This is a genomic window from Mycobacterium triplex (genome assembly GCF_000689255.1).
Classification (GTDB): domain Bacteria; phylum Actinomycetota; class Actinomycetes; order Mycobacteriales; family Mycobacteriaceae; genus Mycobacterium; species Mycobacterium triplex.
This window is the reverse complement of sequence record NZ_HG964446.1, coordinates 880,079-903,604: the sequence shown is the minus strand read 5'-3', so window position 1 is coordinate 903,604 and position 23,526 is coordinate 880,079. Positions and strand designations below refer to the sequence as shown.

The window sequence follows — 23,526 nt, the reverse complement described above, 5'->3', positions numbered from 1 at the left end:
CATGGCGCCGGGCGGTGCGGTGGTCTCTTCCCGGATATGCGCTGCTCCTGGCGCTGCTGGTGGTCGCGCCGTTGCTGCGGCCGGGGTACCTGCTGCTGCGCGACGCCGTCTCCACGCCGCGCTCGTATCTGTCGGATACCGCCCTGGGTTTGACCGCACCACCGCGGGCCACGCCGCAGGATTTCGCGGTCGCGCTGGCCTCGCATCTGGTCGACGGCGGCGTCGTGGTCAAGGTGCTGCTGGTGCTCGGGTTGTGGCTGGCGGGCTGGGGTGCGGCGCGACTGGTCGCGGCCGCGCTGCCGTGCGCCGGGACGCCGGGCCAGTTTGTCGCGGTCACGCTGGCGATCTGGAATCCCTATGTCGCCGAACGACTCCTGCAGGGCCACTGGAGCCTGCTGGTCGGCTACGGCTGCCTGCCTTGGGTGGCGTCGACGACGCTGCGGCTGCGCGCGGGTGAGGCCGGGTATTTCGCGCTGGCGTTCTGGATCGCGGTGGCCGGGCTGACGCCGACCGGGCTGATGCTTGCCGCGACCGTGGCGCTGGTGTGCGTACTGTCCCCGGGTGCGGGCCGGCCGCGCTGGCTGTGCGCCGCGGCGGCGTTGGGCGTCGCGCTGGTCGCGGCGCTGCCATGGCTGGTGGCCGCGGCGACGGGCTCGTCGTTGTCCACGCCGCGGGCGGCGAGCACGGTCGGTGTGCTCGCCTTCGCGCCGCGCGCCGAGCCCGGCCTGGGGACGCTGGGCAGTTTGGCCAGCCTCGGCGGTATCTGGAACAGCGAGGCCGTACCCAGTTCGCGGACAACGCTTTTCGCGGTCGTGGCCGCGGTCGCGCTGCTGACCGTGGTAGCGGCCGGGTTACCCACGGTGCTCCGCCGCCCGGCGGCGGTGCCGCTGCTGGTGCTCGCGACCGCGTCGGTGGTGGTTCCGACCGCGTTGGCTACCGGTCCCGGCCTGCACCTGCTGGCCGCCGTGGTCGACGCCGCACCCGGCCTGGGAGTGCTGCGGGACGGGCAGAAATGGGTAGCGCTGGCGGTGCCGGGTTACGCACTCGCGGGCGCCGGCGCGGTGGTGACGCTGCGCCGGTGGCTGCCCCCGCCGGCCGACTTTGCCACGGCGCTGATCGGCTGTCTCGCGCTGATCGCGGTGTTGCCCGACCTGGCCTGGGGTGTGGGCGGCAAAGTCGCACCGGTGCACTACCCGCCGGGGTGGGCTGCCGTCGCGGCGGCGATCAACCGGATGCCCGCCCCTGTTGCGGTGCTGCCCGAGGGCTCGATGCGACGCTTCGCGTGGTCGGGCCCGGCGCCGGTGCTGGATCCGCTGCCCCGCTGGCTGCGCGCCGACGTGCTGAGCAGCGGCGACCTCGCGATTTCCGGGCGGGTGGTTCCCGGGGAGGGAGATCGCGCCCGGGCGGTGCAGGAGTTGCTGCTGTCCGGGCCTGCTCCGTCGGCGCTGGCCCCGGCCGGCGTCGGGTGGCTGGTCGTCGAATCGGACAGCGCCGGTGACATGGGCTCGGCCGCTCGCACCCTGGACGCGCTCACGCCCGTGTTCTCCGACCAGGAGTTGACGTTGTACCGGATCGGCGGCGACGCCCCCGGGGTCTCGTCGGGCCGGCGGCAAGTCACGCTGATCGCGCACCTGGCGTGGCTGGGGTTTTTGATCCTGGGCGGCGGCGGGGCGCTGGCCTCCGCTTGGCGGCGCGAGTCGCCGCTTGGCGGCGCGGGTCGCCGCTTGGCGCGTCGCGACACTTAACCCTTGGCGACGACACGCCGACAGACGTCGCAAAGGATTAAGTCTCGCGGAGCGGCGGAGCCAACGGAGGCAACGGGGCCAGCGGAGCGGCGGCGGTCGAGCGGCGGCGGCGGCGGGTTAGACGACGCCGCTGACGAACTCACCGGCTTGCACGGTTTCCAGCACGGCGCGCATCGCGTCGGCGCTCTGCGTCCACGAGAACTCGCCGCTGCGTGCCTGCGCCTTGGCGCCGAGCTGATCGCGCAGCACCGGATCGCACAGCAGCTCCTCGAGACGATCCACCAGCTCGGGGCGGCTGTCCACCAATATCCCGGTCACGCCGTCGACGATCGAGTCGGACAGGCCGCCCGAGGAGCGGTAGCCGATGGTTGGCACCCGATGCTGGGCGGCCTCGACGACCGCCAGGCCCCAGCCCTCCTTGCGCGACGGCAGCACATGCACCCAAGCGCCTTGCAGCACATGGTGTTTGGTCACGTCGTCGACGTGGCCGTGGAAGGTGACCGCATCGCTGATGCCGAGGTTGCGGACATGGTCGACGAGGCGGCGGCGCCACCAGCCGTCGCCGACGATGTCCAGATGCAGTTCCGGCAGCCGGGCCCGCAGCTCGGCGACCGTTTCCAGGGCGTCCTCGATCTGCTTGTGCGGCACCAGCCGGGAGAGCACCACCACCCGCGGCACCGCCGAACGCGGGCCTTCCAACGACTGCGCCGGCGCCTCGTCCAGGCCGTTGCGCACCACCGCGATTCGCTCGTGGTCCGCGCCCAGGGCAACCAGGTCGCGCGCCGACGGCAGCGACACCGTCAGGTACTGATTGCGGCGGTGCAGCCGCGGCGACAGCCACGACTCGACAAACCAGCCCAGCCGGCCGAACACCGGGCCGGCCACCGGCCACTGCTCGCGGTGGCAGTGATGTACCAGCACCACCACCCGGCGGCCGTAGAGCAGCCGGGCGCAGAACGGCAAGCCGTTCTGCGAATCGACGACCACGTCGGGGTGGACTCGCCGCAGCGGTCCGAGGCCCACCCGGGCCGCGGCCATCGCCAGCAGCGCCCACACATAGACCGAGTAGCGCCCGCCCGAGCGGCTGATCCGAACCCCGTCGACGATCTCGCGGCGCGGTGCGCCCGGATAGCCGGCGGTGCGCAGGGTGACCGTGACACCCGATGCGGCCAGCTGCGCGCCGATGCGCTGCAAGTAGGTTTCGCTGCCACCGCCCTGCGGGTGGCCGGTGTCGCGCCAGCACAGCAGCAGGACGGATCGCAGGTCAGACATCAGTCGCCAGCCTAGCCGTTGCCCGACGTAGGGTCTTTGCGGTGGCGGTGACTGACCTCTTTGCGCGACGGGCCACGCTGGCGCGCTCGGTGCGGCTGCTGTCCGAATTTCGCTACGAGCAGCCGGACCCGGCGCGGTTCTACGGCGCACTCGCCACCGATACCGCCGCGATGGTCGCCGACCTCTGGCTGGCCGCCCGCGGCGAACCGCCGGCCGGCCGCACGCTCCTCGATGTCGGCGGCGGGCCGGGATATTTCGCGCAGGCGTTTGCCGATGCCGGTGTGCACTACCTGGGCGTCGAGCCCGATCCGAGCGAAATGCACGCCGCCGGACCCGGCGTGGCCCGGGCTACGCACGTCCGGGCGTCGGGCATGGCGCTGCCGTTCGCCGACGACTCGGTGGACATCTGCCTGTCGTCCAACGTCGCCGAACACGTGCCCCGGCCGTGGCAGCTCGGCGCCGAGATGCTGCGGGTGACCAAGCCGGGCGGGCTGGCCGTGCTGTCCTACACCGTCTGGCTGGGCCCCTTCGGCGGGCACGAGATGGGTCTGAGCCACTATCTGGGCGGCGAGCGCGCGGCTGCCCGTTACGCGCACAAACACGGCCACCGCGCGAAGAACGACTACGGGTCGTCGTTATTCGCGGTGTCGGCGGCAGACGGGCTGAGCTGGGCCGAGAACACCGGGGCGCTGCTGGCCGCATTCCCGCGCTACCACCCGCGATGGGCCTGGTGGCTGACGTCGGTCCCGGTGCTGCGCGAGTTCGGAGTGAGCAATCTGGTTCTGGTGCTCTCGCCCCAAGAATGAAACATGTTCTCGTTTTGCTTCGGCTTCGGTAGGGTGGCGGAATGGGCGACATCAAGACCGAATACGACAAGCTTTTCATCGGCGGCAAGTGGACGGAGCCGTCGACCTCTGAGGTGATCGAGGTGCACTGCCCGGCCACCGGCGAGTACTTCGGCAAGGCACCACTGGCGGCGGCGGCCGACGTCGACGCCGCGGTCGCCGCGGCGCGCGCCGCCTTCGACAACGGCCCCTGGCCCTCGACGCCGCCGAAGGAACGCGCGGCCGTCATCGCCAACGTGGTCAAGCTGATGGAGGAGCGCAAGGAGCTGCTGAGCGCACTGCTGGCCGGGGAGACCGGCCAGCCGCCGACCACCATCGAGACGATGCACTGGATGGGCTCGATGGGCGCGATGAACTTCTTCGCCGGCCCGGCCGTCGACCAGGTCAAGTGGCGCGAGATCCGTAACGGCTCGTACGGGCAGACCATCGTGCACCGCGAACCGATCGGCGTCGTCGGCGCGATCGTCGCCTGGAACGTGCCGCTGTTCCTGGCCGTCAACAAGCTGGGCCCGGCACTGCTGGCCGGCTGCACCGTGGTGCTCAAGCCGGCCGCCGAAACCCCGCTCACCACAAACGCTTTGGCGGAGATCTTCGCCGAGGCCGGCCTGCCCGAGGGTGTGCTGTCGGTGGTGCCCGGCGGTATCGAGACCGGTCAGGCCCTGACGTCGAATCCCGACGTCGACCTGTTCACTTTCACCGGCAGCTCCGCCGTCGGCAAGGAGATCGGCCGGCGCGCCGCCGAGATGCTCAAGCCGTGCACGCTGGAGCTCGGCGGTAAATCCGCGGCCATCCTGCTCGAGGACGTCGACCTGGCCTCGGCGATCCCGATGCTGGTCTTCTCCGGGATCATGAACACCGGGCAGGCCTGCGTCGGCCAGACCCGCATCCTGGCGCCGCGCTCGCGCTACGACGAAATCGTGGAAGCGGTAAGCCAATTCGTGCAGGCGCTGCCGGTCGGACCGCCATCGGACCCGGCCGCCCAGATCGGATCGCTGATCTCGGAGAAGCAGCGCGCCCGCGTCGAGGGCTACATCGCCAAGGGTATCGAGGAGGGCGCCCGGCTGGTGTGCGGCGGTGGCCGTCCCGAGGGCTTGGACAACGGCTTCTTCGTCCAGCCCACGGTGTTCGCCGACGTCGACAACAAGATGACGATCGCCCAGGAGGAGATCTTCGGGCCGGTGCTGGCGATCATTCCTTATGACACCGAAGAGGACGCGGTCAAGATCGCCAACGACTCGGCCTATGGCCTGGCCGGCAGCGTGTGGACGTCCGACGTCCCCAAGGGCATCGCGATCTCGGAGAAGATCCGCACCGGGACCTACGCGATCAACTGGTACGCCTTCGACCCGTGCTGCCCGTTCGGCGGCTACAAGAATTCCGGCATCGGCCGCGAGAACGGGCCCGAAGGTGTCGAGCACTTCACGCAGCAGAAGAGCGTGCTGATGCCGATGGGCTACACCGTCGAGGGCTGACGGTGCGCCTGCCAGCGTGAAGTTAGTTTCACGTTCGGCGCTCAGCGGCCCTGGAAGCGGGCGTCGCGCCGCTCGAGGAACGACTGCACGCCCTCGGCGGCGTCCTCGCTGGCGAAGAGTTCGGTGACAACGGGCCGCAGCCGCTCGACGGCGGTGGCTTCCCCCTGAGTGCGCGCCAAATGCGCCGACGCCAGCGTCGCCCGCACCCCTAATGGCGCGGCCCGGTCGGCGATCGTGTGCGCGATCTCGCGAGCACGGTCCAGCGCCTGGGCCGCATCGTCGGCGACCTCCTGGACCAACCCGATCCGGTGCGCCTCGGCGGCGTCGAACTCGTCGCCGGTGAGCAGCCAGCGCATGGCGTTACCCCAGCTGGCCTCTCGCGGCAGCCGGATCGTCGCGCCGCCGAACGGGTAGATCCCGCGCCGCACCTCGAGCTGAGTGAAGCGGGCGTCGGCGGCGGCGATGCGGATATCGGCGGCCAGCAGCAGCTCGATGCCCAGCGTGATGCACCAGCCGTGCGCGACGGCGATCAGCGGAGTGGTCCAGCTGCCCTCCAGCCGGAAGGGGTCGCGGCCGTCGTCGGGGAAGGGATTCGCCCCGGCGGCGATGCCCGGGCCGACGTCGGCGAGGTCCAGGCCGGCGGTCAGGTGGTCGCCGTGCGCGAACAGCACCCCGGCCCGCACCGAGGGATCGGACTCCAGCAGCGCGTAGGCGCGGGACAGGTCGGCGAGCATGGTGCGGTCGAACGAGTTGCGTTTGTGCGGTCGATTCAGGCCGATCAGCAAAACGTGGCCATCGCGCTCGAGGGTCACGGTGTCGAGCGCGGGAAGGATATGACCGTCGGAGCTGTTGGACGTGTGTGCCATCGCACAAGTGAATATCAGGACCCAAAATTATGCAATACAGCATAATCCTTACGGTCTGCTCAGCTTTTACTCACCCCGAGTAAATGACCTACGTCACATATTTACCGTGGTCTGCGAGTTTAGTTGCACTAACAATTTGCTTAGTAGACCAAAGTCTTATATGATTCTCAGCATAATCGTGCGCCGCCGGCCCCGGCGCACGAGAGCACCACTAGGCCGGGAGAAAAACCATGTGGATCATCGAACTCAACGTCGCCGGCTATCAATTCACCCGCGAGGTGCCCGACCTGAAACGCCGGTCTTTCCGGTTCAGCCCGCGTAACATGCACTGGCCGGTATCGCGGCATTCGCACGCTGCATGACGTCAGCCCCAGGAGGTACGAGAGTGCCGACCACGAGCGATGTCCAGCCGGAGCCCGCGTCGACGAAGCGCGGCGGCACCCGTACCAAGATGCTTGTCAGCGCCGCCGAGGTGATGCGTGAACGCGGGGCCGCCGGCGTCACCATCGACGCCGTGCTGGCGCGCAGCGGCGCCCCGCGCGGCTCGGTCTACTACCACTTCCCCGAAGGCCGCAATCAGATCCTGAGCGAGGCACTGCGGTATTCGGGGGATTCCATCACCGCCACCATCGACGCCGCCGCCGACCATGGCGCCCGCACCCTGCTGCGCGAGTTCATCGAACTCTGGGAGCGCCTGCTGACCGCCGGCGACTTCCTCGCCGGCTGCCCGGTGGTCGCGGCCGCGATCAGCTCGGACGAAAGCGATCAGGACCTGACCAGCGAAGCCGGCATGATCCTGGGCCGGTGGTGTACGGCATTGACCCGGGCGTTCGCGAAGGACGGCTTCGACGACGACGATGCCGCCTCGCTGGCGGTGATGTCGATTTCGGCGCTGGAGGGCGCGATCGTGCTGGCACGCTCGACGCGCTCGGTCCGCCCGCTCAGCCAGGTCGGCGAGCAGCTCGAATTCCTAATCAAGGCAAGGGAATTCGTTACCCGGAACGGAATTCCCGGCAAACAGGACGGCTAGTCGCTGGCCGGAAGCGGCTTGACCTCTTTGAGCGCGAGCGCGGTCTGGCCGATGCTCAGGCTCCCCGCGCCCGGCTTGGTCACCAGCACCTCGGCGCCGGACTCGTCGACGTAGCGCTTGCCCATCACGGTGCCCTCGGAGAAGGCCGGGTCGAGTTCGCCGGAGCGCTCGCCGCCGATCGGCACCATCGGCACACCGCCGCAGCGCAGGTCGTCGAGGCTGTCGGAGCTCCTGACGACGATCACCTGGGTGTCACACACCTGGCTGGTGAGACGGGTTCCGTTCTTGATCATGATTTTTCGTCCTCTACTTACTCCTCGGCCGGTGCGGCCGGTAATCCTGCTAGGTCTTCGATGATTTCGCGCCGCAGCACCTTGCCCGTGGGGGTGGTCGGCAGTTCGTCGCGAAACACTACGCGGTCGGGGGTACGCGAACCGCGCAACGCCTTGCGGACGTGTTCCCGCAATTCCTCGGGATCGGGGTCGGCGCCGGGCCGCGGCACCACCACCGCAACGATGGCCTGGCCCCACTGGGGGTCTTCGACGCCGACCACGGCGACGTCGCGCACGTGCGGATGCTCGACCAGCACCTCCTCCAGCTCGGCGGGCGCGATGTTCTCCCCGCCGCGGATGATGGTGTCGTCGCTGCGTCCGCCGATGAACAGATAGCCCTCGTCATCGAGCATCGCGATGTCTTTGGTGGGAAACCAACCGTTTTCGTCGAGCACCGAGCCGATCCCGGTGTAGCGGCCGGAGACCTGCTCGCCGCGCACGAACAGCTCGCCGGTCTCACCGGCCGCCAGCACCTTGCCCTCGTCGTCGCGGATCTCGATCTCGATGCCGGGCACCGGACGCCCCACCGAACCCAGCCGCTTGACCCAGGCCACGTCGGACGTGGAAAAAGCTGCTAGCGCCGCACGGTGGTCGTCGGGTGTCAGCACCGCGATCGTCGAGCTCGTCTCGGTGAGCCCATAGGCGTTGACGAAGCCCACATTCGGCAGCAACTCGAGCGCCCGGCGGACCAACGGCAGGCCGACCTTGGAGCCGCCGTAGGCCAGGTTGCGCAGCGACGTCAGATCGTGACCGCCCGCCTCGAGCACGGTGACCACGCGGTCCAGCATGGTGGGCACCAGCGTCGCGGTCGTCACGTGCTCGGCGCCGATCAGCCGCACCCATTCGTTCGCGTCGAAGTTGGGCAGGTAAACCATCTTGCGGCCGGCGTACAGGTTCGACAGCGCCGCACCGACCCCGGCGATGTGATACGGCGGCACGCAGATCAGCGCCGCGTCAAGTTCTGCCGCCGAATCGAATTCGACGGTTCCGGTCACGTAGCTGGTCAGGTTGTTGTGCGAGAGCTCGACGGCCTTGGGCTGCGACGTGGTGCCGGAGGTGAACAGCACGATCGCGACCGACTCCGGGTCGGGAAATTCCGTCGCGGGCTCGGCGTCGCGGGCGGCGGTCAGGAAGTCGCCGGAATCCATCACCCTCTTGGACGAATCGCCGAGCATCTCCGCATAGCGGCTGTCGACGATGACCAGGGGTTCCGGCAGCCGCCCGATCAGCGTCTGGATCCCCTCGGCGGACAGCCGGTAGTTGAGCGGGGTGAAGGGCACACCGGCGCGGGCCGCCGCGAAGATCAGCACCGGCAGCATCGCGCCGCCGACGCCGACGTAGGCGACGTGCGCCGCCCCCGATTCGGCGATGACTCCCGCGCCGCCGTCGGCCAGATCGCTGAGCTCCTGCGTCGTCAGCCGGGTGTCCCCCGAAACGACGGCGGTGCGATCGGGGTTGCTCGACGCAGCCATCTCGAGAAGCAACGAAATGCTCATACTCGATCCCTAAGAATCCCAACCCTTTTGCGTCCCGACACGGACTCTACGAACATAGTGTATCGAATCTCAGGTGCCGGTCCACTGGGGAGCGCGCTTCTCGGCGAACGCGATGGCGCCCTCCTTGGCGTCGTTGGACGAGAACACCGGCGCCAGCAGTTTGTTCTGCTCGGCGAACATCTCCTCGGGGCTCCAGCCGCGGGATTCGACGATGATCCGCTTGGTGGCGGCCACCGCCAGCGGGCCGTTGGCGGCGATCCGTTCGGCCAGATCGATCGCGGCGTCCAGCGCCTTGCCGGGCTCGGCCAGCACGTTCACCATGCCCAGCGCGGCCGCGCGCTCCGCGGAGAGGTTCTCGCCGGTCAACGCCAGCTCCATCGCGATCGCCGGCGGGATACGCTGCGGCAGCCGCAGCAGCCCGCCACCACCGGCGACCAGGCCGCGCTTGACCTCCGGGATGCCGAAGGCCGAATCCTTTGACGCCACGATCAGGTCGGTGGCCAGCGCCAGCTCGGTGCCGCCGGCCAGCGCGTAGCCCTCGACGGCCGCGATCAGCGGCTTGACCGGCGGACGCTCGGTGAATCCCATGCCGCGGCCCTCGACGATCGGCAGCTCGCCCCGGGCGAACGCCTTGAGGTCCATGCCCGCGCAGAACGAGCCGCCGGCTCCCGTGAGGATGCCCACCGACAGGCCGGGCTCGGCGTCGAGCCGGTCCACGGCCGCGGCCAGGCCGTTGGCCACCGCGGAGTTGACGGCGTTTTTGGCCTTGGGCCGGTTAATCGTGATGATCAGGATCCGGCCGCGTTGTTCGACCAGGACCTCGGGCTCGTTGGCTTCGTCGGTGCTCACGGTAGCTGCCCATCTCCTTTAGAATCGGTGGCAAACCAGCGGCTGCTACCGACTGATGGTAGCCGCCGACGGAAATGGCATTGGCACCAGGAGAGAGTCTCGTTACCAGATCTGCGGGTTGTTGCCGGCCGCGGACCGGTCAGGCCGGCGCCATCGCGGCCTGGACTTGTGTCAGCTCTTCGGAAAGCCCTGCAGCCCTTCGTAATTCGATGAAGTCGGCGACCATGGCCTCGGTCACCTCGTGCGGGTCCTTGACGGTCGCGCCGTCGGACAACACCGAGATGTTGAGCTGGTCGACGTAGCTCCACACGGTGATGTTGAGGCCGCTGCCCGCCGTCAACGGCCCCACCGAGTAGATCTCGGTGACCCGCGCGCCGCCGACCCGGCCGTGCTCGCGCGGTCCGGGCACGTTCGAGATCGGCAGGTTGAGCACCTTGTTCTGGCCGTCGCGGCTGGAGGCCCAGCGGAAGAACGACTCGGTGGCCAACGGCGGCAGGTAGTTCGACCACCGGCTGATCAATTCGGGGCCGACGAGGTGGTGCGCCTCCTTGGCGGATGCGGCATTGTCGTGGCAGGCCTGCAGCCGCTCCAGCGGATCGTCGAGATCGGCCGGCAGCGCGACCATCAACCCGGTGAAGTAGTTGCCCGAAATCCGTTCGGGCGAAAAGTCGAAACTCGCGGGGACCGACGCCAGCAGCGGTTCGGCGGTGCCGTCGTAACGCAGCAGCAAGGTGCGCAACGCCCCGGTGGACATCGCCAGCACCACGTCGTTGATGGTCCCGCCGCACTTCTTGCCGGTTTCTTTGATGTCGGCGAGCGCCAGCGTGGCCGAAGCGAAACGGCGTTCCGGGGTGATCCGGTGGTTGAGGAAGGTCGGCGGCGGGGTGAACGGCATGGTCAGTTCGGGTGAGAGCTTGCGCGAGCTGCGCCGAACGCGATTGATGCCCTGTGCGGTGTAACGGACCGTCCCCGGCAGCTTCGCGGCCTGGCGCAGGTGATCGGTGAACGCCGAGCGCACCAATTGCGCCTTGGATGGCGCGGGGTCGGTGATCTGCGGGCCGCTTTCCGGCGTGGGCAGCAGGTCCATCCCCCGGGCCATCAGGTTGGCCGACGCGACGCCGTCGGCGAGCGCGTGGTGGATCTTGCCGACCACCGCGACCCGATTGTTGGCCAGCCCCTCGATGAAGTACATCTCCCACAGCGGACGGTCGCGGTCCAGCGGATTGCTGGCAATGCGTCCGATCGCGTCGTCGAGCTCGCGGCGACCGCCCGGCTCGGGCAACCGTATCGGGCGGATGTGGTAGTCGAGGTCGACCTCACAGTGCTCTCGCCACATCGGATGGTGGAACTTCCACGGGATGTCGACGAGCTGGTAGGTGAAGGGCTCGAGCTTGTTCAGCCGCGCGCCGATGACCCGGCGAAACGAGTGGACGTCGAAGTCTCGGCGATCCGGGTCGATCTCGACGACGGCGACCTTGATCGTGTGCATGTGCACGTTCGGGGTCTCGCAATACAGTAGTACCGAGTCCCAGCCACTCAGCCGTTTCATCGCTGCCCCTTCCCCTTAGCAGGGACCTTACTCAGCGACCGAGCTAGATGACCTCTTTTGACCTGATCTGCACTTTGCTGCGGTAGATCTGGTTGAGGAACAGCGAAGTCGCGTGGGCCGCCACCCCGGCGCGCTCGCCGTCGATCATGTCGAAGCCGTGTCCGGCCCCGGGCAACTCGAGGTATCCGACCATCGAATGCGAGACCGCCCGCAGTCGCTCGACGAAGCTGCGCGCCTGCGCTACGGGGATGACGCTGTCCTTGCTGCCGTGAATCACCAAGAACGGCGGGGCATTCCGGTGCACACGCGCGATCGGGGAGGCGTCGCGGTAGACCTCGGGGTGACGGGCAATGGACTTCTTGACCACCACCCGCTCCAGGAATTCGACGAACCGGTCACGCTCGGGGGTGGAGCGGTCCTCCCAGTCGTAGCGACCGTAGATGCCGACGACCGCGTCCACCGAGCTGTCCGCCCCTTCCGGCAGCCTGCGCTCGAAGTCGGGGTCGTCGGGGGTGAGTCCGGCCAGCGCGGACAGGTGCCCGCCGGCCGAACATCCCGCCACCGCAACGAAATCGCGGTCACCGCCGAACTTGTCGACGTTGGCGCGCGCCCACGCGATCGCGGTCTTGACGTCGGTGATGTGACGGGGCCAGCGGTGATACGGCGCGACGCGGTAGTCGATCGCCAGGCACACCCAGCCCTGCTCGGCCAGTCGCGACAGCAGGGCGGTGCCCTGCATCATGGCGCGCCCGTGTACCCAGGCGCCGCCCGGGACGAAGATCAGTACCGGGGCGGGCTGGGCCGGCAGCCCCTTGCGCCGCCACACATCCAGCACCTGCGCCGGGTGGTCGCCGTAGTGCACCGCCCGGCGGTACAGATAGCGACGCTGCCGCAACGCCTCCCAGATCGGCGGCGTCTTGTCCGGCGCCGGCCATTCGGCGTCGAGGTCCGCGGCGGAGACGACTCCGCGCAGCGCCGCGACGGATACCTCGTGCGTGCTTTCCCGGTCCCGGCGGCGCACGTCGTTGATGCCCGGTGTCAGCCAGTCCTTCTTCAGGGCGGCGAACGCCTCCGGCGCATGTCGCGCGCCCCAGACGCCCATCGCGGTCACACCGCCCAGCGGTTCCAGGTGCTTACCGACCACCGGCAGCGAAGCGCCGGCAACGCTTAGCGCCAGCGCATAGTCGGCGGGACGGGCCCGCAGCAACCACTTGAGGCACGGTGTCATGCCCGGGACCCTCGCCGTCATGTACGGGACTGTACCCCCACCTCGTCGGCGGAAACTGACGTTTGTGTAGAAGTCCTGAACGTGGCGCTTTGAATGTTTGCTGAGTTGCCGGATTTGCCGTTCTAGACAGGGGTTGGCCCTTCGCTGCGCGGGCCACGCCGACGCGCCGCGACCAGCCGGATCAGGTAGCAGATGGCGCTCAGCCCGAACATCGCCGCGGTGAGCAGTAGCCACCTGCCCAGGAAGGGCTGCTGGGTCTGGCCGGTTGCCGCTTGATACGTGGGCCCGCCCTGCTCGATGATGCCGGGCAGAAAGATCAGCAACGTCAGCCCGGCCCCCAGCGCCGGCACTCGAATGTAGTTGTGGGCGGACACTTTTGGACGAGCACCGGCGGGGTGTCGGCGCCCCGGCAGCGCCCGGTCGGCCAGCGCGTAGAGCGGGTAGAGCAACAGGTCGTGACCGACCACGGCGGCGGCGAACCAGACGGCGATCGACTGCCACCAGCTGTCGGGATTCCACAGCGTCGCCGGCTTGAAGGTGGCCAGGATGTAGCCCATCAGCGCGAAACCGGACAGCATGGTCAGCAGATGCAGCGGATGCGATCCGTAGATCGCAGCGAAACGTGTTGAAAGTCTTGACATCTCAACCGCCCTCGAACTCGATGGCGGCCACCCATTTGGTGTTGTGCACACCCGGCAGCGCGGGCACGATGATCCGGGCCGGATAGCCGTGGTCCAGGGACAGGTCGGTGCCGTTGACCCGCAGCGCCAGCAGCGCCTCGGGATCGCGAATCTGGTTGGCTTGCAACGTTGCCCGCCCGAAGGCGCCGCCGCGCTGCAGGGAGGTCACCCGGGCCGAGCGCGGCGCGGGTACGCCCGCGATGCGGGCCAGCTCGGCCAGCCGGACCCCGCTCCAGGTCTGCACGGTCGACCATCCTTCGACGCAGGCGATCGGCAGGCGCGCGGTGGTCTGCGGCATGCCGGTCAGCGTGGCGCGGTCCAGTGTGACCTCCGCGGGACCACCGCGCAGGGCCAATAGCCAAGTCTCGCAGACACTTTCGCGGCTGATGCCAGCGGCGGCCGCGGTCTTGTTGACCGGGAAGTCACCGCGACCGCGGCCGCGTGGTACCAGTAGGGCCGCCCCGCGGGCGGCCCCGCCGACGGTCTGGCCGACGGTGAGCGCCGCGATCAGCACCACGCCGCTGCCGACCAGCGCCAAGGCGCCGCGCCTGCTGATCGTCGGTTCCGCCGGATCGACGGCCACCAGCCCGTCGGGATCGGGCGGTTGGGAACGGGTGTCGGCGCGGCCGGTGCGCAGCACGTCGCGTGGCGGCAGGGACCGCAACCCGGTGACCATGCGCGGCAGCTTGACCGCGATGTGCATCAGAAATCCGGTGATGAAGACCCACGCGCCGAAGTAGTGCGCGTCGTAGAAGCTGAACCCGAAGATGTAGTCGTACTGGATGTTCAGCACGCCGGTGACGATCTCGAACAGGATCCCGCCGACGAGCATCACCAACGACGCCCGCTCCAGCAGCTGGGCGACCGACCGGGCCGGCGGCCAGACGAACAGCCGCGGGATCACCGACCACAGCTTGGCCAGCACCACCGGGATGATCACCAGCCCAAGGCCGACGTGGATGCCCTGCGTCAGCCGGTACAGCCAGGACGGGCGGGTGGGCCAGACGAACAACGGCAGCCGCAGCCAGCCGACGTCCGCCGGGATGGCCTGCCCGAACTGCGGCGCGTAAGCGATGTAGGACAGCAGCCCGGTCAGCGTGATGACCGGCAGTGTCACCAGCAGCACCAGCCCGAACACCGATGTCAGCCACGGGCCGCGCAGCGGGCTCCGAAATCGGGCCAGCAAGCCGCTCACGGCGCGGCCAGGCTCGCAATCACCCGCCCGCCGATCAGCCGAACACCGGTCAGCGTCAGTCCGACTTGCGCCGCGAGCGTGGCGGCGCTGTCTACCCCGACCGACGCCCAGCGGAACCATGGCCCCACATCGCAGGCCGACTCCAGTCGCACCCAGCGCGCGCGCACCCCGATCGCGTCGGCCTCGAACTCGGCCACGCAGCGGCCGCCGCGGCGCAGCAGCTCGGCGGCGCGCGCCAGAATCCGTCCCGGGTCACCGCCCAGACCGACATTGCCGTCGACCAGCAGCACCGTTTGCCACCGCCCCATGCCGGGCAGCGGCTCGAACACGTCGCCCAGCAGGGCGGGTGCGCCGCCGCGACCGGCCAGCCGGATCGCGGTCGCGGACCGGTCGATGCCGAGTGCGGGTATCCCCCGCTCGAAAAGGCGTGCGACCAACCGCCCCGGCCCGCAACCGAGCTCGATCGTCGGCCCGCTGCACATCTCGGTGACGGCTTCGTCGAAGTCCTCGTCGAGGGCATCGACCAATCCGCCGTTCGAGGAGCACCGGGCGCCCAGCCACCGATGCGCGGGCAGCACTCGGATTTCGCCATCCTCATGGCGAATCCAACATCGCTCGCCGCCAAGTGCCCGCTCATAGAGATGTCCCAGCATGTCACGTCCCCCGCGTCGCGGCCGACCGAGCGGGCGGCCTCCCGACCGATACCCCGATCTCGCGCGGGTTAACCACTCCGATCAACGCTGTTCACTCGGCGGGGCGAAATGCGGCACGGGGGTGATTCGGAGCCGGGGCGCGTCCGGATGGCTCCCGGTCAGGTGGGAAATTCCGCGATGTCAGGCGGCGCCGTCGAACAAGAACCGTTCCAGCAACTCGTTGACGCGGCCCGGATCTTCCAGCGCCGCAAGGTGGGCGACGCCGTCGAGAACCTTGAAGGAGGAACCGGGGATGGAGTCGGCCATGGCCCGCGTTTCGGCCACCGGAAAGGTGGCGTCCTCGACGCCGGCGACCACCAGCACCGGGGCGGTGATGCGCCGCAGCAGAGCGTGCTGATCGGGCCGGGCCGGCACCACGCTGCGCACCGCCCAGCTGCTCGAGTTCAGTTCGGCGGCTTCGACCGTCGCACGCACCGCCTCCACCACGCCCGGACGGTTGCGCAGTGTCGTCGGACCGACGAAGCCCCGGATCACCGACCGGGTCAGCGGCGGCCGCACGCCGCCGAGCATCCTCGACAACCGGAGCATGGCCGCGTATTTGACCTGCTGCGCGAAGCCGGCTTTCGACGCCGTGCAATTCATCAACACGGCGCGGTCCAGGCGGTCCGGATGCAAAGCGGCGAAAGTCGCTCCGATCATCCCACCCCAGGAATTGCCGACGAAGTGCGCCTTGTCGATGCCGAGCCCGTCCATCAGGTCGACGACGCAGCGCGCGCATTCGGTAAAGCTGAACATCGCGCTCAGTGGCTCGCTGCCACCATGGCCCGGGGGATCGATGAGCACCAGGCGGTTGCGGGCCCCGAAACGGGCCGCTTGCCCGGCCCACAGATCGCCGGTCATCAGCAGGCTGGGCCACATCAGCACCGCGGGCCCGGTGCCCGGGCTGACCTGAACGCGAATCTTGCCAAGGACGGTGTCGACAAACCGCGGAACCAATGTCGTCACTGCGCCTCCATATTCGTCGCCAAGCCTACGCATCGGCACGGCATCCGCCGGGCGGTACCGGCCCGTGACAACACCCGACGCCAGGCGGGCGCCCGGTTTCGCGTCGGTAATACTGAGCCGGTGCCGAACAGCGACGTTCACCCAGATCTCCGCCGGATCGCGCGCATCGCGCCGCGACAACTCGTCAGCCCCCGCAGCCTGTCCACCATTCGGGTGTTGACCAAGCTGCGGGAGCGCCGCAGTCCCGGCGCTTCCCGTCATGCCGAAGTGATCACCCTCGGTTCGGGGGCCGGTATCCGGCTGTTCCGCCCGCCGGGTGTCACGAGGCCCGCACCGGCGCTGCTGTGGATCCACGGCGGCGGATACGTGATCGGCAGCCCGCAACAAGACGACCGGGTCTGCCACGGGTTCGCCACCAGGCTGGGCATCACCGTCGCGGCGGTGAAATACCGGCTGGCGCCCGAACATCCGTATCCGGCACCGCTCGAGGACTGCTACGCGGCGCTGACCTGGCTGGCCGGGCTGCCGGCGGTGGACCGGACGCAGGTGGCGATCGGCGGCGCCAGTGCCGGCGGCGGTCTCGCGGCGGCGCTGGCGTTGCTGGCCCGCGACCGCGGGGAGGTCACGCCGCTGTTCCAGCTGCTGGCCTACCCGATGCTCGACGATCGCAGTTCCCTGACGGCCGAGAAGCCGACCTATCGCCTGTGGAACACCCACAGCAACCGGTTCGGCTGGACGGCATATCTGGGCGATGCGGATCCACGGGTCGCCGTGCCGGCCCGCCGCGACGACCTCAGCGGGTTGGCCCCGGCCTGGATCGGCGTGGGGACCCACGACCTGTTCCACGATGAAGATCTGGCCTACGCCGAACGGTTGCGGGCCGCCGGCGTGCCGTGCGAGGTGGAGATCATCCCCGGCGCCTTTCACGGCTTCGACCTGGTGGCGCCGAAAGTGCAAGTGTCGCAGCGGTTTTTCGACAGTCAGTGCGAGACTCTGCGGGCCGCACTGCCCGGGGCGCGCTAGTCCGCGGGATAGGCGAGCTGGCCGTTGATAATTGTCGCGGCCACCAGTCCGGCATCCAGCTCGGCCAGCACCGTCGCGGGCGGTGCGGCCAGCATGCACAGGTCCCCCGGCTGTCCGACGTCGACGGTCCGGGGCCGTCCCGGCTGATCGGCATGGCCCAGAAACATCGTCAAAGCTTCTGTCGCCGCGACACATTCGTCGGCGCCCAGCACCACCCCGCTGGGTGTGGTGCGGTGCACCGCGGCCCGCATCGCCGCCCACGGGTCACCGCGCCCGAATGGCATATCGGTCGACAGCGCCACGCGCACCTTGGCTTTTCGCAGCGACGCGACCCGCCACAGCGCGGCGTGCTCGGCAGCGGGAATGTCGGACAGGTACTGATCGCCGCGCTCGGCGACGAAGTTCGGCTGGGTCACCACGGTGAGCCCGAGCTCGGCCAGGTCGGCAAGGTCGTCATCGCCGACGACCGCGGCGTGTTCGATGCGATCCTGCGGATGGCCGCCGGCGGCGCGCAGGGCCGCGATGGCGACCACCAATTGCGCTGCGGTCACACAGTGCACGGCAACCGGCTGCCCGTCGGCGTGGTGATCGGCGATCCATCCGGTCAACGCGTCCAGGTCGAGGCGGTCGTCGTGCAGGATCATCTTTCCCGGGGCCAGGAAAGAAAGCCGCGGCCGGAACTCGCCGTGCCGATGCGCCACCAACAGCGACACCATGTCGTCCGCGTCGAGATCCGGTGTGGCGTCGGTGACTCCGCTGACGCCGAGCGCGGTGAGGCGACGGCTGAGTTCGGGGAGGTCGGTGTGGTGACGCTGCAGCGCCTCGGACCATCGGTCGCTGGCACGCAGCCGCCCGTCGGGATGCCCGGCCATCCCGAGCAGATGCAGCGCCGCGGAATTGAGGATCCACAGGGCGCCGCTGCGGTGCTGGACGCGCACCGGAGTGCCAGGGAGGATGGCGTCGAGCGCGGCGCGATCCAGCTCACCGGCGACGGATTCGTGGTAGCCGATCGCCCGGATCCATCCGTCGGCGTTCGGCGTCGCGTTCGAAAGGTATTCTGCCAGTTGCTCTTTGGTGTGCACGCGCGGCGGTCCGAGCGTCAGCGAATCCATCGCCGAGGCGGCCGAACGCAGGTGCACATGGTGGTCGTGCAGGCCGGGTAGCACAGTCGCGTCGTGCGCATCCAGCACGGTCTCCCCGGGTTGGGACTGCAGGCCGACGCCGATCTCCTCGATCTGCGCACCCACCCGGATGTCGGCCACCGTGCCGTCCAGTAGGGTCGCCCGCTGAATCAGCATGACAGCGGCCGTCTTTCGGCGACCAACCGGCGTACGGCGTCGCTGTCGGCGCCCAGGTCGGCGGCGCGTCGGGGCGCGGGTGGCGGCTGGGGTGGTGGCGCCGGGCATTCGGAGGCCGATGCCGCGGCGGGCACGGCCGCGTAACCAGCGGCAGTCCCCGCCATCGACACCCGGATGAACTCGCCGCCGCCGCGGGCCAGCGATTCGGCCACGGCCAGTGCCGCTTCCAGGCCGGTGAGCGGATCGGCGATGGCGTCCCCGCAGAACACCGGCCCCGTACCGACCAGCCCACCGGCCACCGCGGCGTCGTCCCCGAACGCGGGCCGGCCGTCGTCGTGGTCATACCCGCTGATACGCAACCAGATTCGGCCCGGGCGCGGGGCAATGTGTTCCGGGCCCAGCCGGCGCCGGGCCAGCGCCGCAGGCCGAGAGCCCTCGATCACGATGTCGGCGACCGCGAGCAGCTCGCGCAGCTCGTCGACCTGGCTTTCGAAATCCAGGCAGTAGGACAGCTTTTCACCGTTCATCCAGTCGAAGAATGCACGATTGCCCGCCCGGGTGCCGTCCGGGCGCCGGGGGCTTTCCACTTTGACGACGGTGGCCCCGGCCCGGGCCAGCACGTGCCCGCACAGCGGGCCGGCCCACATCGACGACAGGTCGGCCACCAGCAGGCCGGTGACGCCGCGGGTAGCAACCCCGGTACCCATTCGCTCGATCCGCGGCGGCGCTTGGGCCACTTCGCCCAGGGCGGCCGCCGGAATGTCCAGCAGGCTCGCCCGCTCGGTGATTGCGGAGACGAGACGTGTTGCGGCCCAATGCTGCAGCATCGGCCAGGGCTCGGCGGGCGCCTCGTCGAGCTCCAGCAGCGCGGGGATGGCAGCGATATCGTCGGGGCGTGACAGCGTGAACGCGCACCAGCCGTCGCGGGCCTGGAACAGCCGGGTGCCCCCGCCGGCCGAAATCCTGCCGCCACGAGTCAATCCGAGCAATCCGGCCCGCCCGGCCAGCAGCGTGGCCGCGTCGACGGCGATACCGAAATGACCGCCCACCGCCGCGGCGACCCGATCGGCGCGGGCCAGCACCCCGGCGCGGGAGAAGTCGGGCGGCCCGTCGGGCGGGCCGGTCAGGCAGGCCAGCCCGCTGCTGCCCCACCGGGACGCCGCGTCGCTCACCTGGACCATTGTCCTCCGGGTTAGAAGTGCAGCGCGCGCAGTCGCCAGTCCAGCACGGCCCGATCGGGCTCGTCGGCCCCGTCACCGACCGCGTAGACCAGCGACCGAAGCCCCAGCACGCCCCCGTGATCGCTGGGCTCGGCCGACTCCACGTGCAGCTCGCTGTAGAGCGTGTCGCCCTCATACACCGGCCCGGTGTGATCACACGACTCCCAGCCCAGCACCGTCGCAAGGTTCGGCAACAGCCGGTTGGCCTGCGCGAACGCCAGCCCGATGGTGTGTCCGCCATACACCAGCCGGCGTCCACCGGACCGCGAATCATGATGCGCGGCAGCGATGTTCAGGGTCAGCCGGGCCAGCTCGGGCGCATTGCTGACGACGTCGCCGGTGCTGCGCAATACCGCACCCGCCAGGGTGGTGTCGAAATGTGGTCCGGGCACTCGCTTTCGGAAGGCCTCGCCGTTCCACTGGGACGCCGGCGGCACGGCGGGCGGCGCCGCATCGGCTCCGATCGTGGAGAGATCGTCGGCGGGCGCGCCATCGGGATCGAAGTCCGGGCTGGCGGGCAGCATCGCGCAGCGATAGAAATCGAGCACCAATTGGTCGGCCTGGTCGATCGTGGTCATCCGCAGCGCGGCCATTCCGGTCGGCGGGCGGCCGGGCTTGACCGAGTTGGCGCGCAGCCCAACGACTTCGGTGCGGGTGTAGAGCGAATCGCCGATGACCGGGAATCGATGGAACGTCAACCCGCGATAAAACAGGTTGGCTTTGACCCGCTGGGTCACCAGCGTGCTCTGCCCGATCGCGACATCGCAGACCAACCCCGGATGCGCCAGCGGCCCCGGCCCGCCGATCACCGCGGCACACAGGTCGGCGTCCAGCGCCAGGCGTAACCGGTCCCCGACGATCGCCTGATGGGCCGCGGCCATACCCGCCGAGAGCGTCGCCACCGGTGCCCAGTCGAAGACCTGGCCCCTCGATAGATCGTCGAAGTACGGCCCGCCGTCGCGGATCCCCACATACCTGTTTCCCGTCACAACGCCACATGCTGGCAGGCTGTCGAATCGGGGGTCAACTCGTGGCGGTCGAAGCGGGTCGCCACCATCAGCCCAGGAGGGTGATCAGAGGTGGACGACGAAGAAGACATACTGGTCGCCACGGTCCGAGCGTTCATCGACCGTGAGGTCAAACCGACGGTCCGCGAGGTCGAGCACGCCAACGCCTACCCCGAGGCGTGGATCGAGCAGATGAAGCGGATCGGCATCTACGGCCTGGCGATTCCGGAGGAATACGGCGGGTCGCCGGTCTCGATGCCGGGATATGTTCGGGTCACCCAGGAGCTGGCCCGCGGCTGGATGAGCCTGGCCGGCGCGATGGGCGGGCACACGGTGGTCGCCAAGCTGCTGACGCTGTCCGGCACCGAGGAGCAGAAGCGGACCTACCTGCCACCGATGGCGACCGGCCAAGTGCGGGCCACAATGGCGCTGACCGAGCCCGGCGGCGGCTCCGACCTGCAGAACATGTCAACCACCGCGCTGCCCGACGGTTCGGGTGGCTTGCGGATCAACGGCGCCAAGACCTGGATCAGCAACGCGCGCCATTCCGGGCTGATCGCGCTGCTGTGCAAGACCGACCCGAATGCCGAACCGCGCCATCAGGGCATCTCGATCGTGCTCGTCGAACAGGGCCCGGGTCTGACGATCTCCAGAGATCTGCCAAAGCTGGGTTACAAGGGCGTCGAATCCTGCGAGTTGTCCTTCGACGACTTCGCCGTCCCCGTGTCGGCCGTGCTGGGAGACCGTATGGGCGAAGGCTTTTCGCAAATGATGAAGGGCCTGGAAACCGGCCGCATCCAGGTGGCCGCCCGCGCGCTGGGCGTGGCGACCGCAGCGCTCGAGGATGCGTTGGCCTATGCCCGGCAGCGCGAGAGTTTCGGTAAGCCGATCTGGCAACATCAGGCCGTCGGCAACTATCTGGCGGACATGGCCACCAAGCTCACCGCCGCCCGCCAGCTCACCCTCTACGCCGCGCAGCGTTACGACGGCGGCGAACGCTGCGACATGGAAGCCGGGATGGCCAAACTGTTCGCCTCCGAGATCGCAATGGAGATCGCACTCAACGCGGTACGCATCCACGGCGGCTACGGCTATTCCACCGAGTACGACGTCGAGCGCTACTTTCGTGACGCGCCCCTGATGATTGTCGGCGAGGGCACGAATGAGATCCAGCGCAATGTGATTGCCGGGCAGCTGGTGGCCCGGGGCGGGATCTGAGCGCGGCTGAATTCGGCGCTTGACCTCCATTGGTGCGCTATATTTGCCTGACTTGCGACCAGCAAAGCGGCTGGACGGGAGGAACCCGAAGGAAGGCAGCTGCCATGAGTTATCCGCCAGGGCCGTACGAAGGTTCCCCCGAGTGGCAGGGCCAGCCGCCGCAACCGGAGTGGCAGGGCCAGCCGCCGCAACCGGAGTGGCAGGGCCAGCCGCCGCAGCCAAGCTGGCAGCAGCCGCAGCAGCCGCAGCCGCCGGGCTGGCCGGGCCAGCAGCCGGGTGCCTGGCCGGGACAGCCGGAACCGGACAACTACCTGGTATGGGCGATCCTGTGCACAGTGCTGTGCTGCCTCCCGTTCGGGATCATCTCGCTTGTCTACTCCAACAAGGTCTCCGGATTGTGGGCCCAGGGCCGCGCCGCCGAGGCACAGGACGCGTCGAACAACGCCAAGAAGTGGGCGATCATCGGCGCCATCGCGGGCGGTGTCACGTATGCGATCATCGCGATCCTGTACATCGTCATCGCCGTGGTCGCCGTGTCGAGCATCCCGTCGACGACAAGCACCACCTTCGGTGGCTACTGAGTAATCGGTTGCGCGCCAACGTAAGTCGCGTCCACTAGGCCCCAGCTCAGCGCGGTATCGACGCCGACCGTCCGGCCGGACAGCACCAGGTAGGCCGTACGCCAACGGCCGATACGGCGCGTGATGCTGACGGTGCCGCCGGCCCCCGGGATCAATCCCAGACCAAGCTCCGGCAGCCCGAAGAGCGAATCCTGTTGCGCCTCAACCCATCCACAGAAGGCGGCCATCTCCAAGCCACTGCCCAGCACCCGGCCATGTACCTGGGCGCGGCAACACCGGCCGAGTCTGGCGGTCAGCGCATCCAGCGCCAGGGCCGGGCTGTGACGGGTGCGGGCCAGATGCGCGCTCGCGGGATCGGCGAAGGTGCCGAATTCGGCGAGATCTCCGCCGCTGCAAAACGACGGGCCGTTGCCGCTCAACACGATCTCGGTCACCGACGGGTCCAGCTGCGCGACCGTCAGCGCCTCCAGCAGTGCGGCGCGCGCGTCGGTGGAAAACGCGTTGTGGCGTTGCGGGCGGTTGAACCTGATCCGCAGGGTGTCACCGTCGCGCTCGGCGAGCACCGGGTCGGGGATCTCGGGCATCCGGGCCGGCCCGCGTTCGGCGAGCCAGCGCGCGAACTCCGGGCCCGCCTGCAAGGTGGAGTAGGCCAGCGACTCGGTCACCACACCGGCCAGCGCCGGGCCGGCCGGAGCGACCGAGCGCAGCACGTCGTCGCAGACGCTGCTGGCCCGGGGCCAGTGCTCACATCGCTTACGCAGCTCGGCCAGCGTTTCGGGGACCGAATCGACGGTGATGACCCGACGGTCGGCGCACGGCTCCTCGGTCAGCGTGAAAGTCGCTGCGTCCAGCCAGTACTGGTGCTCTTTGAGCTCGGCGGCCGAGCCGACACCGACAATCACGCCGGGCGGCGACGGCAGGCCCGCCTCCGGCGGGCTCGACAGATCGGCCACCCGGAACAT

23 protein-coding genes are annotated in these 23,526 nt (G+C 69.2%); 8 read left to right on the top strand and 15 right to left on the bottom strand.

Annotated features, from left to right (window positions below; all coding sequences use genetic code 11):
- Nucleotides 1-14: 14 nt before the first annotated feature.
- Nucleotides 15-1,745: a hypothetical protein gene (locus tag BN973_RS04150; protein WP_036472017.1), complete on the top strand. Its 1,731-nt coding sequence runs from the start codon at nucleotides 15-17 to the stop codon at nucleotides 1,743-1,745.
- A 117-nt stretch (nucleotides 1,746-1,862) separates the two neighbouring features.
- Here BN973_RS04150 and BN973_RS04145 read toward each other — a convergent pair whose 3' ends face one another.
- Nucleotides 1,863-3,017 (bottom strand): glycosyltransferase family 4 protein, encoded by a 1,155-nt coding sequence (locus BN973_RS04145; protein WP_036466139.1) that lies wholly within the window; start codon nucleotides 3,015-3,017, stop codon nucleotides 1,863-1,865.
- A gap of 41 nt (nucleotides 3,018-3,058) precedes the next feature.
- Between BN973_RS04145 and BN973_RS04140 the strand changes: the two genes are divergently transcribed.
- Nucleotides 3,059-3,823 carry a class I SAM-dependent methyltransferase gene (locus BN973_RS04140; protein WP_036466137.1) on the top strand — a complete coding sequence of 255 codons (765 nt, stop codon included), beginning with the start codon at nucleotides 3,059-3,061 and terminating at the stop codon, nucleotides 3,821-3,823.
- A 41-nt stretch (nucleotides 3,824-3,864) separates the two neighbouring features.
- Entirely contained in the window at nucleotides 3,865-5,334 is a 1,470-nt protein-coding gene (locus tag BN973_RS04135) for an aldehyde dehydrogenase (protein WP_036466134.1), read from the top strand.
- 41 nt (nucleotides 5,335-5,375) lie between these two features.
- On the opposite strand, the gene BN973_RS04130 is transcribed toward BN973_RS04135, so the two are convergent.
- On the bottom strand, nucleotides 5,376-6,200 hold the full coding sequence (locus BN973_RS04130) for a crotonase/enoyl-CoA hydratase family protein (protein WP_036466131.1): 825 nt from the start codon (nucleotides 6,198-6,200) through the stop codon (nucleotides 5,376-5,378).
- A gap of 230 nt (nucleotides 6,201-6,430) precedes the next feature.
- Between BN973_RS04130 and BN973_RS31970 the strand changes: the two genes are divergently transcribed.
- The gene (locus BN973_RS31970; protein ID WP_269147634.1) at nucleotides 6,431-6,562 is read left to right on the top strand and encodes a hypothetical protein; all 132 of its coding nucleotides are present in this window, start codon (nucleotides 6,431-6,433) and stop codon (nucleotides 6,560-6,562) included.
- A gap of 89 nt (nucleotides 6,563-6,651) precedes the next feature.
- Nucleotides 6,652-7,230 carry a TetR/AcrR family transcriptional regulator gene (locus BN973_RS04125; protein WP_036472016.1) on the top strand — a complete coding sequence of 193 codons (579 nt, stop codon included), beginning with the start codon at nucleotides 6,652-6,654 and terminating at the stop codon, nucleotides 7,228-7,230.
- On the opposite strand, the gene BN973_RS04120 is transcribed toward BN973_RS04125, so the two are convergent.
- The 9 genes from BN973_RS04120 to BN973_RS04080 all read right to left on the bottom strand — a co-directional run bounded on the left by BN973_RS04120 (nucleotide 7,227) and on the right by BN973_RS04080 (nucleotide 16,130).
- Entirely contained in the window at nucleotides 7,227-7,523 is a 297-nt protein-coding gene (locus BN973_RS04120) for a hypothetical protein (RefSeq protein ID WP_036466129.1), read from the bottom strand. The genes BN973_RS04125 and BN973_RS04120 overlap by 4 nt on opposite strands.
- Nucleotides 7,524-7,540: 17 nt before the next feature.
- Nucleotides 7,541-9,058, bottom strand: coding sequence for a class I adenylate-forming enzyme family protein (locus tag BN973_RS04115; protein WP_036466127.1), 1,518 nt, complete (start codon nucleotides 9,056-9,058; stop codon nucleotides 7,541-7,543).
- A gap of 69 nt (nucleotides 9,059-9,127) precedes the next feature.
- Nucleotides 9,128-9,907, bottom strand: a complete 780-nt coding sequence (locus BN973_RS04110) for a crotonase/enoyl-CoA hydratase family protein (RefSeq protein ID WP_036466124.1) — start codon at nucleotides 9,905-9,907, stop codon at nucleotides 9,128-9,130.
- 139 nt (nucleotides 9,908-10,046) lie between these two features.
- Complete coding sequence (locus BN973_RS04105) at nucleotides 10,047-11,456, bottom strand: WS/DGAT/MGAT family O-acyltransferase (RefSeq protein ID WP_036466123.1); 1,410 nt, start codon at nucleotides 11,454-11,456, stop codon at nucleotides 10,047-10,049.
- 43 nt (nucleotides 11,457-11,499) lie between these two features.
- Nucleotides 11,500-12,705, bottom strand: coding sequence for an alpha/beta hydrolase (locus tag BN973_RS04100; RefSeq protein ID WP_036466122.1), 1,206 nt, complete (start codon nucleotides 12,703-12,705; stop codon nucleotides 11,500-11,502).
- 101 nt (nucleotides 12,706-12,806) lie between these two features.
- The gene (locus BN973_RS04095) at nucleotides 12,807-13,325 is read right to left on the bottom strand and encodes a hypothetical protein (RefSeq protein WP_036466121.1); all 519 of its coding nucleotides are present in this window, start codon (nucleotides 13,323-13,325) and stop codon (nucleotides 12,807-12,809) included.
- Between the two features lies 1 nt (nucleotide 13,326).
- Nucleotides 13,327-14,559 (bottom strand): molybdopterin-dependent oxidoreductase, encoded by a 1,233-nt coding sequence (locus BN973_RS04090; RefSeq protein ID WP_036466120.1) that lies wholly within the window; start codon nucleotides 14,557-14,559, stop codon nucleotides 13,327-13,329.
- Nucleotides 14,556-15,212 (bottom strand): methyltransferase domain-containing protein, encoded by a 657-nt coding sequence (locus BN973_RS04085; protein WP_036466119.1) that lies wholly within the window; start codon nucleotides 15,210-15,212, stop codon nucleotides 14,556-14,558. The genes BN973_RS04090 and BN973_RS04085 overlap by 4 nt, the downstream gene beginning before the upstream one ends.
- Nucleotides 15,213-15,392: 180 nt before the next feature.
- Nucleotides 15,393-16,130, bottom strand: a complete 738-nt coding sequence (locus BN973_RS04080; RefSeq protein WP_036472015.1) for an alpha/beta fold hydrolase — start codon at nucleotides 16,128-16,130, stop codon at nucleotides 15,393-15,395.
- Between the two features lie 207 nt (nucleotides 16,131-16,337).
- Between BN973_RS04080 and BN973_RS04075 the strand changes: the two genes are divergently transcribed.
- Complete coding sequence (locus BN973_RS04075; RefSeq protein WP_036466118.1) at nucleotides 16,338-17,240, top strand: alpha/beta hydrolase; 903 nt, start codon at nucleotides 16,338-16,340, stop codon at nucleotides 17,238-17,240.
- On the opposite strand, the gene BN973_RS04070 is transcribed toward BN973_RS04075, so the two are convergent.
- The 3 genes from BN973_RS04070 to BN973_RS04060 are packed head-to-tail and all read right to left on the bottom strand — an operon-like array spanning nucleotide 17,237 to nucleotide 20,747.
- Nucleotides 17,237-18,538 carry an amidohydrolase family protein gene (locus BN973_RS04070; RefSeq protein WP_036466116.1) on the bottom strand — a complete coding sequence of 434 codons (1,302 nt, stop codon included), beginning with the start codon at nucleotides 18,536-18,538 and terminating at the stop codon, nucleotides 17,237-17,239. The genes BN973_RS04075 and BN973_RS04070 overlap by 4 nt on opposite strands.
- Nucleotides 18,532-19,719: a CoA transferase gene (locus BN973_RS04065; RefSeq protein WP_036466114.1), complete on the bottom strand. Its 1,188-nt coding sequence runs from the start codon at nucleotides 19,717-19,719 to the stop codon at nucleotides 18,532-18,534. Before BN973_RS04065 ends, BN973_RS04070 begins: the two co-directional genes overlap by 7 nt.
- Before the next feature lie 11 nt (nucleotides 19,720-19,730).
- Nucleotides 19,731-20,747 (bottom strand): MaoC family dehydratase, encoded by a 1,017-nt coding sequence (locus BN973_RS04060; protein ID WP_036466112.1) that lies wholly within the window; start codon nucleotides 20,745-20,747, stop codon nucleotides 19,731-19,733.
- Nucleotides 20,748-20,837: 90 nt separating this feature from the next.
- Here BN973_RS04060 and BN973_RS04055 point away from each other — a divergent pair, with 90 nt between their 5' ends.
- Complete coding sequence (locus tag BN973_RS04055; RefSeq protein WP_036466110.1) at nucleotides 20,838-21,983, top strand: acyl-CoA dehydrogenase family protein; 1,146 nt, start codon at nucleotides 20,838-20,840, stop codon at nucleotides 21,981-21,983.
- Between the two features lie 104 nt (nucleotides 21,984-22,087).
- Nucleotides 22,088-22,564 (top strand): CD225/dispanin family protein, encoded by a 477-nt coding sequence (locus tag BN973_RS04050; RefSeq protein ID WP_036466109.1) that lies wholly within the window; start codon nucleotides 22,088-22,090, stop codon nucleotides 22,562-22,564.
- Here BN973_RS04050 and BN973_RS04045 read toward each other — a convergent pair.
- Entirely contained in the window at nucleotides 22,558-23,526 is a 969-nt protein-coding gene (locus BN973_RS04045; RefSeq protein WP_036466107.1) for an enoyl-CoA hydratase/isomerase family protein, read from the bottom strand. The genes BN973_RS04050 and BN973_RS04045 overlap by 7 nt on opposite strands.